Genomic DNA, 13,990 nt, shown 5'->3' with positions numbered 1-13,990 from the left:
AAGACCCCTTGAGGACCTTAAGTAGTTGAGAAACGAGCAAAACAGTCAGGAAACAATGCCCTGCCGCGGAGATAAGGTCCCTAAAGGACCTTAAACTGACCGGAAGTGGCGATAACGATGTACTTAAGGTCCCTAGAAGACCTTAAGTGGTCGTGAAACGAGCAAAACCTAGCAAGATGCAGCGTTTTGCGTATAGGTATGTAGAATATTGCAGTTCATCTAAAAATTCTATGCAATACTCATTTAATCATTTTTCTGATTTGAACTAATTCATTAATATAAAAATCAAGCTGCTGCTGCATGGAATCGGTTTGTCGGAATTGATCCAGCCCACTTCGTGATTCTGAGAAGGTTGCCTCTTCCAGTGCTCGAAGGGCAATGCCTGCACCTATGGCTTGTATGCCATCTCCTAAGGTAGAGATAATTGCGCCAATGTAGCCTAACCGGGCAGCAATAAGATCCATGGATTCACCATTCTGATTGCTGCTATCGTCATTATTATTCTTGTTGTTCTCGTTGTTCTCGTTGTTCTCGTTGTTCTCGTTGTTCTCGTTGTTCTTGTTGTTCTTGTTGTTCTTGTTGTTCTTGTTATTCTTGTCGTTCATGTTGCTCTTGTTGTTCATGTTGTTCTTGTTGTTCATGTTGTTCTTGTTATTCTTGTTGTTCATGTTGCTCTTGTTGTTCATGGATCACGTTCACCCCGCACTGGAGATTGATCTCTTCCCTGGTAACAGCCTATGCATCATAAGTTGTCAGGGTATGGGCGTGAATGTTTTGACGAATTCTAGAAGCACAGAAAAAGGGTAGCCCGAGGCACAATGTCATTAAGTTAAGCCTTAACTTAATGACATTGGCCCGAGGCAACCCTTTTTTCTATTTTCTGCTATTATTTCACTTCGCTCAAACGCTCTTCCAGACGATCCCATGTTTCGGTAATGCCTTGCAGCATACCCATTTCCATAACGGTCTTGAGAGCTTCGCCCGACGCATACTCTGCGCGGTTGATCAGCTTTGTGGTACCGTCGCCTAGATCAACGAACTCGATAACGATATCGGTTGTAGGCAGTTCTTGATTAATATTGCCATCCGCATCGGAGAAGTAATCCGTGTAACTGAAGCTGTTTGGCTCATCGATTTCTTTATAAACACCTTTGCCCCAGGACTCCATACCGTAGAAATCGCCTTGGCTCTCATCCATACATTTCATGCAGTAGTGCCAGATGCCGCCTGGACGGAAGTCGATTGTACAAACCGGCACTTCCCAGCCTCTAGGACCCCACCATTGCTTCAGATGCTCAGGCTCTTTGAACATCTTGAACACGAGCTCACGAGGCGCCCCGAATATACGCTCAAGCACCAGTACATTTTCGTTCTCCACTCTTGAAACCATAGCGTTCGTCATTATAATTCCTCCTCATTATTTTTCGGTTGTTGTGATTGTTCCTTACTTTGCAGCTCCCGCAGGTAATTCTCCAGGTTGTCGTAACGTTCTTCCATGATGCGGCTGAAGGAGTTGACCCACGAATCCATAGCATGGAAGGGCTCGGGCCGCAGCTTGTAGATCCGGCGATTGGCTTCAGCCTTCACTTCTACAATGCCGCTTTCGCTAAGTACCTTCAGATGCTTGGAAGCTTGGGGCTGCCTCATCCCTAAGCGATCGGCTATTTCTCCTACCGTCAGGGGACCTTCACGCAATAGCTCGACTATATGCATACGATTTGGTTCGGCTAAAGCGCTCAGCGTCGTCATTTCCATGCCTGGATTATTCCCTGACATGCCCTTCACCTCTTTAAGTGTTAGTGTCGCCTGTTGTTGTTTTAAATATACACCATAAGGAATATTCCTGTAAAGGAATATTTAAAACTAATTTTTGTATGCAACAAAATCTAACAGGTACCCGTTAACAAGATAAAGAGGAGGGCATAGGATGAGAAAGCTGCTTCTTACTGCACTGGCGCTGTTGTGCCTGATGACGATTGTAGCCGCTTGTAGCCAAAAGTCAGAGGTGCCTGAACAATCCAACCTCAATCTTCAGATTAGTAAATCTGAACCTGATGGACGGAGTTACACGGTTTATAAGAAGATCGAAGATAACGATACGGTAGAGCAGTCCAAGTACGGAAAAGTGTCTAAGAAAGATACCAAGAAGCTGCTTTCGATTCTGGAAACGCATTAAAACTCTTCCTATACATACCCCGTATCCCGTAAAATAAACAAAAGCACTTGATACAATTGAATGAAATCGATGCTAAAATCTGTATCTCCCAAAGGGAGAAAAAGCAGATCTTCGTTTTCTCCTGTCGCCTCCGGCTTGGATGAAGAATTCAGGAGACATACGGCGTGGAGAACTAAAGAACGACCAGCCATACATCGATGTTTAAGGCAGCTGATCTCACGGATTAGCTGCCTTTTTGTTCAACCACTGATTTTTGATGAAAAATAGCTGATTTTTACATAGGAACTATTTTCTGAAAGCGATATCATCTTGTGTGAGTCAATTACATGGTAATGACTACCAAGCTTGTCAGTACTCGAAAGGAGGAAGGGGATCAATAACAGAGGAAGGCAGAAGTCAGCAAACCGATTGCTGGCATCAGCTGGAACGGTAGTTTTGAAAGCGGTTGCAATACAAAGGAATCTTGTAAAGCATCTCTAGATACTACTGACGAACTTAAAATTAGGAAGCGGGGATATCCATTATATGCGAATAAATAGAAGACCATTGTATATGTCATTGCTGGCCTTCGTGCTTCTCTGTACGACATTACTGCCGGGCATGCAGTTTGGTGCTCAGCAGGCTCATGCAAGTGCTGAAGAGCCAATCGTGAAAAAATTCGATTTTGGCACAGCTTCAAGTCCGGTTAAGGACGGCTATACGAAAGTGCATGAATCGCTGCTTTATACAGCAGAGACTGGCTATGGCCTGAAGCAGGCGGTAGCGTCCCGTAACCGTTCGGGCGGCGATGAGCTGACGAATGATTTTATACTTGGTACAGCTTATACCTTCCTTGCAGATCTTCCTAATGGTGAATATGACGTTACCGCCTATTCCGGAGATTTGCTCACAGGCACCAGTACAACAAAAACAACGATTGCTCTCGAAGGGATAACTGCAGGGACGATTTCCAGCAGACAAGCGGTTACCTCTGTTACATACCAGACGACGGTTAGTGATGGACAATTGACAGTAGACGTTACCGGAACTGGCGCGGGCGGCTATTTAAATGGTCTTGTCATTGAAGAGGTAGTTGAAGCAGCACCGGCTGCTCCGGCTTCACTTGCAGTGACTGGTCTGACCTCCTCCAGCGTGACACTAGCATGGAACAGTGTTGATGGAGCAGCGCAATATTCGGTATATCGTGCAAGCGGTACGGATAGCGAGCCAACACTTCTTAGCCAAACAACGGAAACAACTTATTCGGATACAACCGTTGCGGTAGGCAGCGGCTATACCTATTACGTATCCGCAACTGGCGCAAGTGGACTGGAATCCGAGCTTAGCGCACCGGCTTCAGTTAGCGAAGTTCCGGCTCCGCAGCCTCCAGCAGCACCGACGGGTGTGGCGGTGGATGAAGTGAAAGCCGATTCCGTGAAGCTGAGCTGGAATGTTGCCGAAGGCGCAGCCAACTACAAGGTACTCCGTTCCGAGGATGCAGCGGGACCGTTTGCCGAGATCGGGCAATCGACCAGCCCTTCTTATATGGACACGACTGCCGATACTTCGAAGCGCTATTATTATCAGATCATTGCGGTGAATGATGCAGGCGAATCTACGGCTTCCAGTACGGTATCGAGCACGGTTTATGTTCCGCCAGTTGAGCTCTCTGAAGGCGGGGTTCAGCGGTTTGACTTCGGCCCAGGAGAACTGGCTGACGGTTATATTCGTGTAGCAGCTTCTACGAAGTATTCGACATCGCAGAAATATGGTTTTACCGATCCAACGAAAGTAACAGCAGTAGACCGCAGCACAACGGATCCGATTAAATCGGATTTCGCTCAGGTGCAGGATACATCGTTTAACGTGGATCTGCCAAACGGTGACTACACCGTGTCGCTTGTTGCCGGTGATGCAGAAGGGGCAACCGACATCGCGATTAAGGTAGAAAATATCCAGAAAGTGCAGCAGACAGCTAAGACAGCAGGCCAATACCTGGAGATGGAATTCCCGATTGCGCTGGTTGACGGTCAATTAAATTTCGACTTCACAGGCACGGCTGCAAAAATCAATGCTATCGTGATTACGAAACAGAATGATCGTCAGCCGGGAGAGATTCCAACCGTCTATATTGCCGGTGACTCGACGGTACAGACTTACGATCCTTATTGGGAGCCGCAAGCCGGCTGGGGCCAAATGCTGCCTCGCTTCTTCAATAATGATGTAGCTATCGTAAACAATGCGATTGGCGGACGCAGCACGAAGAACTTCATTACTGAGGGCCGTCTCGACGAGATTTTGCGTGCGATTAAACCAGGTGATTATTTCCTCGTTCAATTCGGTCACAACGATGCGACGATCAGCATCCCTGACCGGTACGCATCTCCGGCGGATTATAAGAGCTTTCTGGAGAACTATTATATTGAAGGCGCTATCCAACGCGGAGCGACTCCTATTCTTGTGACCCCGATGGGTCGCCGTGACTTTAATGCGGAGACTGGCAGGTTCAACGTCAGCTTCCCGGAATACGTTCAGGCGATGAAGGAAGCGGCAGCAGATAAAGATGTTGCTGTGGTCGACCTTAGTGCACTCAGTGTTGCCTATTACAATTCCATTGGGTTTGAAGCTACAGCATCGGTATTCCTCTATGCCGATCCGGGTATCTATCAGGCTTTCCCGAACGGTTCGGCGGATAATACACACTTCCAGGAATACGGTGCGATTCAGCTTGCCCGCCTGCTGGCAGGAGGTATTCAGCAGCTGGATCTGCCGCTTGCACAAGCCGTGAAGGAAATTGAGCTTCCGGCGGATGTGCCGGCGAAGCTGACAGGCTTGATCGCAGGCAGCGTCAGCAATGCGGGTGCAGTTCTGAAATGGAATGCAGATGAGACAGCGGATATTTACAAGGTGTACCGCAAGCTGGCATCGGACCCCGAATCGGCTTATAAAATGGTAGGTTCAGCGACGGTTCCTACGTTCACAATGGGCGGTATGGCAGAAGGACAGAAGTATACTATCCGTGTAACAGCGGTTAATGGCCGGGGTGAATCCACACCTTCTGATGAGGTCACCATTTCGACCAAGTCGGCCAAATACCGGTATGATTTTGGCCCAGTTGGTGCGCCGGTTGCAGATGGTTATTCAGAGGTGACGCGCAGCGTCTTGTATACACCAGAGAGAGGTTACGGCTTAACGGACAGCACCGGGATGATCGACCGCGACCGCGGCTCAGCTACCGATGCTTTGCGTCGTGACTTTGTTGCTTACTTCGCGAATTCGTATGAGTTCAAAGTCGATCTTCCGAACGGCTATTATTCGGTGAAGACCTACACAGGCGACTGGATTGGTTCTATCAAAACGAATGTGGCTATTGAAGGCAAGGACTACGGCACGGTATCTTCCGGCAAGGAAAATATTGCCGAGAAAGTATACAACAACATCGCGGTGAAAGACGGCCAGATGAACCTCGTATTCAGCGGTCAAACGGCACATTTGAATGGCCTTGAGATTACGCCGATTTTACTTGCTCCAGCTGGACTAAAGCTTGATGAGCTCCAGCTTGCAACGGATCCGGTCGAAGTGCAGCTGTCGTGGACAGCGGCAGAAAGTGCAGCAACTTACCGTGTATACCGCAAATCTGCGGATGCAAGCAATGCTGAGCTTCTTGGAGAAGTAACGGGCACGACCTTCCGCGATACAACAGGAGATGTCGGGCAGCAATATGGTTACACCGTTACGGCTGTAGACAGCGCTGGCTTTGAATCGGTTGCTTCGAATGAACTTACGATCTCTACAATCGATCCAAGTGTACCGCTTGCTCCAGTTCCGCAGGATCTGAGTGTGGCTACGATCAGCAAGAATAGCGTAACGATTGTCTGGACCGGTTCGCCGGAGGCACGTGCTTATAATGTCTATCGTGCTTCGAAAGCAAACGGAGAGTTCAAGCTGATTGGCAAAACAAAAGAGCCCTCTTACACGGATTCTAACGTATTAACGACGGTTCCTTACTATTACAAAGCAGCGTCGGTTAACGCAGGCGGGATATCCGCTCAATCGGATGTACTGGTGACTGAAGCAGTAACAACGCTGTACCGCAGCATGGAGTATTTGGACCGCGCACCGGTTGCGGTTAAACAAACAGACGGTGTCTATATCGGCTGGCGTATGCTTGGCCTTGATCCGGATACGATCGCTTTTAACGTATACCGCGATGGAGTGAAGCTGAATGCGGCACCTATTACGGGCAGCACGAATTACCTTGATGCCGAGGGAACTAACCAGGCTCAATACCGCATTACGTTAATAATTAACGGCATTGAAAGACCAGCCACGAAAGCGTTTGGCGTATGGCAGCAGCAATATTTGTCTATTCCTTTGCAAAAGCCTGCCGATGCCTATACAAAAGACGGTCAGCCGTATACGTATAGCGCAGGTGATGGAAGTGTTGGTGATCTGGACGGCGATGGTCAATATGAGTATGTCATGCTGTGGTCGCCCTCGAACGCCAAGGACAATTCGCAGGCTGGATATACAGGTATCGTCTATATGGATGCTTACAAAATGGATGGCACACGTTTATGGCGTATTAACCTTGGTCCAAACATTCGTGCCGGGGCGCACTATTCGCCGTTTATGGTTTATGATCTGGACGGTGACGGCAAAGCAGAGGTTGTGCTGAAGACAGCGGATGGCACAATCGACGGACAGGGCAAAGTGATTGGCGATGCCTCCAAGGATAACCGCAACAGCTCGGGTTATGTGCTTCTAGGTGATGAATTCCTGACGGTGTTTAATGGCAAGACGGGCGGAGCAGTATCGACTGTCAGCTATGATCCTCCTCGCGGCGATGTTGGCGCATGGGGCGACACGTATGGCAACCGGGTCGACCGCTTCCTCGCTTCAGTCGCTTATCTGGACGGAGAGCATCCAAGTGTGATTTTCAGCCGTGGCTATTATACACGTACCGTGATCGTTGCTTACGATTTCAAAGACGGTAAGCTGACGAAGCGTTGGAAGTTTGATACGAACGATGAAGGCAATGGCAGCTATGTGGCGCAAGGTAACCATAATATGTCGGTCGGTGATGTTGACCAGGATGGCAAGGATGAAATTCTGTTTGGTGCACTTGCTATCGACGACAATGGCGAAGTTCTGTACAGTACGGGATTAGGACATGGCGATGCGATGCATTTTGGCGATCTTGATCCAACCCGCCCGGGTCTTGAGGTGTTTGGCGTACATGAGCATACGGATGCGGACTATGGCCTCGAAATGCATGATGCTGCTACCGGCGATATCGTCTGGGGCATTCACACTGGTATCGATACGGGACGGGGACTGTCCGCAGATCTGGACCCTAATCATCCAGGTGAAGAAATGTGGGCATCCACCATTACGAATGAACAGCAGATTCAGCTTACCGGTCTTTACAGTGCACAAGGCGAGATGATCAGCACGAATATTCCTGCTTCAACAAACAATGCGATTTGGTGGGATGCCGATCCGCTGAGAGAGCTGCTTGATCATCAGTGGGATCCGGTTGTGAAAGCAGGTACGGGTAAAATCGACAAATGGAATTACGAGACTCAAACAACTGAAAATCTGCTGACAGCAGAAGGTACGTTATCCAATAACTCGACTAAAGGTAATCCTTCTCTGCAAGCTGACTTGTTTGGTGATTGGCGTGAAGAGGTCGTATGGCGTTCGGCGGATAGCTCAGAGCTGCGCATCTATACGACAACGGACCTTACTGATTTGCGCATTCGGACACTGATGCAGGATCCCGTCTACCGCCTTGGTGTCGCTTGGCAGAACAGCGGCTACAACCAGCCTCCACATACAAGCTTCTTCCTTGGTGCTGGCATGGAAATGCCAGCTGCTCCACGAATTCAGTACACAGCACCGCAGCCCGAAGAGAATGCAATGGGTGTCCCAGGCAAGCCTGTGCTCTCGAGCGACAACGGCTACGATACGGGTTTGCTGGACGGCAGCTACAAGATTACGATGAACATGTGGTACGGCTACAACGGTACGACTTACAAGCTTTATGAGAACGGCGTTCTGATTGATACGAAAAAGCTGACTGACAACTCGCCTACTGCCCAAACGGCTGCTGCTGCTGTCAGTGGCAAGGCGAACGGTACGTACACGTATACTTGTGAGTTGATCAATTCGTTTGGTACAACGGCATGTTCGCCGCTTACCGTTACAGTGAAGGATGCTTCACCGGGTAAACCAGTTCTGTCGAATGACAATTGGGATAATAACGGCGACTATAAAGTAACGATGAACATGTGGTGGGGAACGAACGCCACGGCCTACAAGCTTTATGAGAATGGCATTCTGATCGATACCCAGTCGCTGACGGCGAAAACGCCAAACGCCCAATCTTCGGTTACGAACATCACGGGACGCGCGAAGGGGACATACGAATACCGTGTGGAGTTAATTAATGATGCAGGTGTAACCGAAAGTACAGTGATGAAAGTAACAGTGAAATAAATTTTAAATTGGCTGCCAGATTACGTCTGGCAGCTTTTTTTTCGTTATGACATACAGTATTGCTCTGAGTTCATAACACTTAGGCTTTTGGATAATTTTAATAACTTGGATTACAATAAGACAGTAACGAGTTGCACAAGAGCAGGGAGCAGTGGCATGAGAATTAAGAATGGGCAGAACCTTGTTTTATTTCGATCATTTATTTTTACTATCGTTGTTCTGATTTTCTTTTTTTGGATTGCGCAATTAATTAAGGCTCAACGAATAGTTGCTTTTGATAAGCATTTGTCAGATGCAATCCAAGGTCTGCGTTCCAGTGGGCTTACCTTCTGGATGAAGGGATTTACGAACTTTGGTTCAGGCTTGTATGTCAGCATTATTATTGTCATCTTTGCGGTGGGGCTTGCTGTTATAGGCTATCGAAGAGAACTAATATTTTACCTCGGTGTAATAGGCTGTTCCCTTCTGTTGAATCTTTCGCTCAAGGGGATTTTTCACCGGGCAAGACCAGATATTCATCGGATTATCGATGCTTCAGGCTTTAGCTTTCCAAGCGGGCACTCCATGTCGGCCTTTACGCTATACGGGATTACGATTTATTTCATATGGAAGCATTTGAAGTATGGCTGGCTGCGAATAGGTGTTATTCTGGCTGGAATTGCGATTGTACTGATGATTGGAATCAGCAGAATATATCTTGGGGTTCATTACCCAAGCGATGTGATCGGTGGTTATTTGGTAAGTGCGGCTTGGATGTCCATTAGTATCGCGTTATATGAACGATTTTTAGAAAAAAGATGGATGTCTAAAAAAATGCGGCAGCGAAGTGAGAATAAATCCTGAAAACGTTCTTAGCGTTATAAAAGGGTTCTCTAAAATCATGTTCTGAGCATCAGCTTAAACATGATTCCTAGAGGACTTTTTGTGCTGTGAAAAGGATAGGATATCCCATTGACACTCCATATCAATGTAACTATAATAAATACTTGGGTTGAGATTCATTATCATTATCAATTATTTTATTAAAGTGTGAGCAAAGGGGCTGTCATGATGACTAACGAGAAACGGTGGAAGGTAAACAGTTCACTCACTGTGATCCGTGTAGTCTTTATGATTGCCCTTCTTTTATGCAGCTGCAGCCCTGCTTTCGCGGCGGCTCAAGACGATGCCAATGGGGATGCTGTTGCAGCAGCTGTCTCGAATACGGAGCACATGGTTACCGAGCTTAACGTTGGAGATATGGAACTGGCTTCCAAAGATTTTGCGCTTGTGAAGAAATGGTGGAGTACGAACAAGAACGAGGTTAAGCAGGATTCTTTGGATATGTCCTTGGAAATCGATCGTCAGATCGCAAGCTTATCCCTGGCTTTCCTTAACAAAGATTTGAAGCAAGCATCCGAAGTTGCCGGAACGCTTCATTTCTCATTACGCAATTACTCGGACGGTGCTTACACGGACAATACGGGCAAGAGCGAAATGACGTTAAGTACATATATTATGAAGCTTAGACAAGCCGGCGATCTCATGAAAAAGCAAGCATGGCCTGAAGCCCGCAATGAAGTAAAGCTGCTGCAAAGTCAATGGCTGTCCATCGAAGGGGATGTCGTCAGTCAGTCACAGGCCAAATACAATAACGCCGAGCGTGACTTGGTTCTCATGGATGCTTATCTGTCCAGTCCGGAGAAGCAAGACCAGGCTTTTTCTATAGCAAACCGATTGATCGAATCCTTGACGCCTCTAGTTGATGCACAATATTCCTGGTGGGATGCGGCATTAATTCCGCTTCGTGAAGGTCTGGAAGGTTTATTAGTTGTAGGAACGCTGCTCATGTATGCCAAAAAGTCGGAGTCCGTTGCTGCCAAACGCTGGGTTATTGGCGGATCGGCTGCAGCCCTTCTTGTATGTGTGGCTGTAGGCTTTATCGTCACTGTGTTGTTATCGTCCAGTGCGTTTGGCCATAACAATTCGCTTATCAACGGTTGGACCGGTGTCCTGGCGAGCGTTATGCTCCTGTATGTCAGCTACTGGCTGCACCGCAATTCCGATGTCAAACGTTGGAATAAGTTTTTACAGTCGAAGAGCACCGAAGCGCTCACGAGCGGCCGCATGATATCCATTGCACTGCTTGCCTTTTTCGCGATTGTGCGTGAAGGCTTGGAGACCGTTATTTTCCTTGTTGGAATGGTGGGCAAAATGCCTGGTACGGAGCTGGCAATCGGAATAGCGGCAGGCTTTGGTATTCTGGCCTTATGTGCAGTTGTTATGGTGAAGGCGGGAACGCGGCTGCCTGTTCGGCCAGTATTCCTGGTATCAAGCATTATCGTCTTTTATCTGTGCTTTAAGTTTATGGGTTCGGGAATTCACAGCTTGCAAATGGCGGGAATCATTCCTTCCACCGTACAAGATTACTTGCCTGAGCGTATGACGTTAAGTATATATCCTTCTTGGTACAGCACCTTGCCGCAATTATTGTTCCTGATCATTGCCGTTGCTGTTGTATTGCTTCAAAAGCTGTCCAGTCAACGCATAAGAAATAGTAAAGCTGTTTAAATCAAAGGCCATACAGATAAATGGTCCAAACAATGGGGGAAACCAGAAGTGAAAAAAACAGTTACAATCGCAGGGTTATTCGTAGCGTCCGCTTTAGCTCTTAGTGCATGTGGAAACAACAACAATGAAGCTTCGAACAATACTGCAGCAACTAACGCGGCGGCAACTAACGCGCAGCAAAGCGACGCTCCAGCTGGCGGCAATAGCGCCATTAAAGACGGAACCGTTAAGCTGCAAGAGCTTACAACACAACTGCAAGCTGCAATAGACAAGCAAGATACGGAGCAAGTGAAAACGCTGGGCAAATCGATCAACGATGCGTGGCTGTCCTATGAGAACGCCGTACGCCAAACATTCCCACTCGAATATACAGATGTTGAGAAATATGAAATGCCGATCTTCTCAGCTTCGGCTTATGATAAAATAGATTTTGTTGTGCTGAAAGACACTGCAGCTAAACTGCAAGAGGCATTAACGACGCTTCTTAACGCGAAAGAAACAACAGGCAGCACTTCAGAGCTGCTGACGAAAGCCGTGGCTAATTACAAAACTTATGTTGAAGAGCAAACAGCCCAATTGACAGATCAAACGAAAGCTTTCGTTGATGCTGTGAAAGCAGGCAATGCTGATCAAGCGAAGCTGGAATATGCGAAAGCACGTGTATTCTATGAAGCCATCGAGCCAATCGCGGAAAGCTTCGGCGAACTCGATCCGAAGATCGATGCTCGTATCGGTGACGTAGAAGATCCGGCAACTTGGACAGGTTTCCATAGAATCGAAAAAGCCCTGTGGGTTGATAATTCCCTCGCAGGCATGGATGTTATTGCTGACCAGTTGTTGAAAGATACGCAAGACTTACAGGCGCAAGCGAAATCGTATGAGCTTGATGCTAAAACGGTTGTTGCCGGAGCAATGGAACTGCTGAACGAAGCGGCTACTTCGAAGATTACAGGGGAAGAGGAAATTTACTCCCACCTAGATCTGGTCGATTTTGCTGCTAACGTTGATGGTTCGAAAACGGTGTACCTGGCTATTATTCCAGCACTTAACGAGAAAAATCCTGATCTGGGCAATCAGCTTGATCAAGCGTTCCAACAACTGGAGCAAACCTTGCTTACTCATCAATCGAATGGACAATACGTAACTTACGATAAATTGACAACAGACGAAATCCGTACGATCAGCGATCAATTAAGCCAACTTTCTAACTTGATGTCGCAAACAGCCAGCATTTTGTAAAAGGATAAGGAGGAAGACGGCATGAGTGGAAGTCCCAATCAACCGAAAAACGAAGGATTATCGAGACGTGATTTTCTGAAACTAACAACGTCCGTCGGACTCGGATTAGCGATCGGGGCTACGGGAATGGCCACTATCGAGAAAGCGATCGCTCCGGCATCAACGGCGGCAGCAGATAGCACTCCCGAAGATGACGCCATCTCCATGTACGGTGAACATCAAGCAGGTATATTAACGCCACAGCAGACGTACATGTACTTGGCCAGCTTCCGAATTACGACGACTAATAAAGCGGATGTCATTCGCTTGTTTAAAGACTGGACGAAATTCAGCGATTTAAGTACTTCCGGGGGAACGATGAAGACGGGTGATAACCCGCTGCTTCCTCCTTCGGATACGGGGGAGACGGTGGATCTGTCGGCCTCGAGACTGACGATTACGCACGGATTTGGTCCCACTTTCTTCAGCCAGGACGGGAAGGATCGTTTTGGTATAGCTAGTAAGAAGCCGTTATATTTGAAGGATATTCCCCGAATGCCTAGAGAAAATCTAGATCCTTCCATGTCAGGCGGGGATGTATGCATTCAAGTATGCGCGGAAGACCAACAGGTGGCCTTCCATGCCGTACGTAACTTTATTCGCCTGGCAACAGGCTACGCCACAGTGAATTGGCTGCAAGAGGGCTTCATCAGCGGGAAGGCTGGAACGACACCTCGCAATCTGTTTGGTTTCAAGGATGGTACCGCGAACAAACTGCATGACAATGCGGAAGGATACGATAAGGTTGTATGGGCCGATAGAGACGAACCGGCATGGATGAAGGGCGGCAGCTATATGGCATATCGTAAAGTACGTATGCTGCTGGAAGTATGGGATCGCTCCTCCTTATCTGACCAAGAGGCAACATTCGGCAGGTACAAGGAATCAGGTGCCGGGTTTGGTAAGAAAGGCGAATTCGATACGGTCGACCCGTCGCAGATGCCAGTAAGCTCTCATGTGGCGATTGCCAAACAATCGAAGCAGCTTATTCACCGCAGAGGGTACTCTTATACGGATGCGGTTGATCCGAGAACCGGCAACGTAAACGCTGGACTGCTGTTTATCGGTTTTACACGTAATCCTGACGAGCAGCTTATTCCGATGCTTAAGCTTATGCAAAGCCAAGATAAGCTTAATGAGTACACCTCTCATATCGCTAGCGGGATGTTCGCATGCCCGGGGGGACTTAAAGAAGGTCAATATATGGGACAAAGTATATTGGAATCATAATTTAAATGTTATCCAGGAGCTGGACGATCATCGTCCAGCTCCTTTTTATTTGCGAATATCCTTTTTATTCCACCTTTGAGGCCTCATGAGGTGGAGAAGTCGCAATAGGAATGACTCTCGGCGTGATTCTTGCATTTTATCATCATGTTTGACATAAAGTCCTGAACGGATCGCTTTATTCATTTCGGCTTGGCGCATTTTGTAGAGCAGCTCGGTGGTGTGGTAATTATGGTACGGCATATGAACATCCCCTTTTGATCGAGGTCCGTGTACCTC

At 47.6% G+C, this 13,990-nt stretch carries 9 protein-coding genes; 6 read left to right on the top strand and 3 right to left on the bottom strand.

The genetic code is table 11. The features are described 5' to 3' along the window. Positions 1–239: 239 nt before the first annotated feature. From AB4Y93_RS12645 to AB4Y93_RS12635, 3 genes are all read right to left on the bottom strand, one after another. Positions 240–686 (bottom strand): hypothetical protein, encoded by a 447-nt coding sequence (locus tag AB4Y93_RS12645; RefSeq protein ID WP_441892397.1) that lies wholly within the window; start codon positions 684–686, stop codon positions 240–242. Between the two features lie 200 nt (positions 687–886). After that, the gene (locus AB4Y93_RS12640) at positions 887–1,405 is read right to left on the bottom strand and encodes an SRPBCC family protein (protein WP_441892563.1); all 519 of its coding nucleotides are present in this window, start codon (positions 1,403–1,405) and stop codon (positions 887–889) included. Then, positions 1,402–1,776, bottom strand: coding sequence for an ArsR/SmtB family transcription factor (locus AB4Y93_RS12635; RefSeq protein ID WP_441892395.1), 375 nt, complete (start codon positions 1,774–1,776; stop codon positions 1,402–1,404). Before AB4Y93_RS12635 ends, AB4Y93_RS12640 begins: the two co-directional genes overlap by 4 nt. Positions 1,777–1,927: 151 nt before the next feature. On the opposite strand from AB4Y93_RS12635, the gene AB4Y93_RS12630 reads away from it, so the two are divergent. The 6 genes from AB4Y93_RS12630 to efeB all read left to right on the top strand — a co-directional run bounded on the left by AB4Y93_RS12630 (position 1,928) and on the right by efeB (position 13,714). Next, positions 1,928–2,176, top strand: a complete 249-nt coding sequence (locus AB4Y93_RS12630) for a hypothetical protein (protein ID WP_441892393.1) — start codon at positions 1,928–1,930, stop codon at positions 2,174–2,176. Between the two features lie 552 nt (positions 2,177–2,728). Then, complete coding sequence (locus tag AB4Y93_RS12625; protein WP_441892391.1) at positions 2,729–8,656, top strand: rhamnogalacturonan lyase family protein; 5,928 nt, start codon at positions 2,729–2,731, stop codon at positions 8,654–8,656. A gap of 156 nt (positions 8,657–8,812) precedes the next feature. Then, a complete protein-coding gene (locus AB4Y93_RS12620) occupies positions 8,813–9,499 on the top strand; it encodes a phosphatase PAP2 family protein (protein ID WP_441892389.1) in 687 nt (228 codons plus the stop codon). A gap of 204 nt (positions 9,500–9,703) precedes the next feature. After that, on the top strand, positions 9,704–11,206 hold the full coding sequence (locus AB4Y93_RS12615) for an FTR1 family iron permease (RefSeq protein ID WP_441892387.1): 1,503 nt from the start codon (positions 9,704–9,706) through the stop codon (positions 11,204–11,206). Between the two features lie 48 nt (positions 11,207–11,254). Further along, a complete protein-coding gene (efeO, locus tag AB4Y93_RS12610; RefSeq protein ID WP_441892385.1) occupies positions 11,255–12,445 on the top strand; it encodes an iron uptake system protein EfeO in 1,191 nt (396 codons plus the stop codon). Between the two features lie 21 nt (positions 12,446–12,466). Continuing rightward, entirely contained in the window at positions 12,467–13,714 is a 1,248-nt protein-coding gene (gene efeB / locus AB4Y93_RS12605; protein ID WP_441892383.1) for an iron uptake transporter deferrochelatase/peroxidase subunit, read from the top strand. Positions 13,715–13,990: the final 276 nt, after the last annotated feature.

Source organism: Paenibacillus sp. YAF4_2 (assembly GCF_052113225.1).
GTDB lineage: Bacteria > Bacillota > Bacilli > Paenibacillales > Paenibacillaceae > Pristimantibacillus.
This window is presented reverse-complemented; position numbering and strand designations above follow the sequence as displayed.

Excerpts from the sequence above, each read along its gene's own strand:
- AB4Y93_RS12645 (WP_441892397.1), bottom strand. The coding sequence starts at position 686 with ATGAACAACAAGAGCAACATGAACAACAAGAATAACAAGAACAACATG.
- AB4Y93_RS12635 (WP_441892395.1), bottom strand. The coding sequence starts at position 1,776 with ATGTCAGGGAATAATCCAGGCATGGAAATGACGACGCTGAGCGCTTTA.
- AB4Y93_RS12630 (WP_441892393.1), top strand. The coding sequence starts at position 1,928 with ATGAGAAAGCTGCTTCTTACTGCACTGGCGCTGTTGTGCCTGATGACG.
- AB4Y93_RS12625 (WP_441892391.1), top strand. The coding sequence starts at position 2,729 with ATGTCATTGCTGGCCTTCGTGCTTCTCTGTACGACATTACTGCCGGGC.
- AB4Y93_RS12620 (WP_441892389.1), top strand. The coding sequence starts at position 8,813 with ATGAGAATTAAGAATGGGCAGAACCTTGTTTTATTTCGATCATTTATT.
- AB4Y93_RS12615 (WP_441892387.1), top strand. The coding sequence starts at position 9,704 with ATGATGACTAACGAGAAACGGTGGAAGGTAAACAGTTCACTCACTGTG.
- efeB (WP_441892383.1), top strand. The coding sequence starts at position 12,467 with ATGAGTGGAAGTCCCAATCAACCGAAAAACGAAGGATTATCGAGACGT.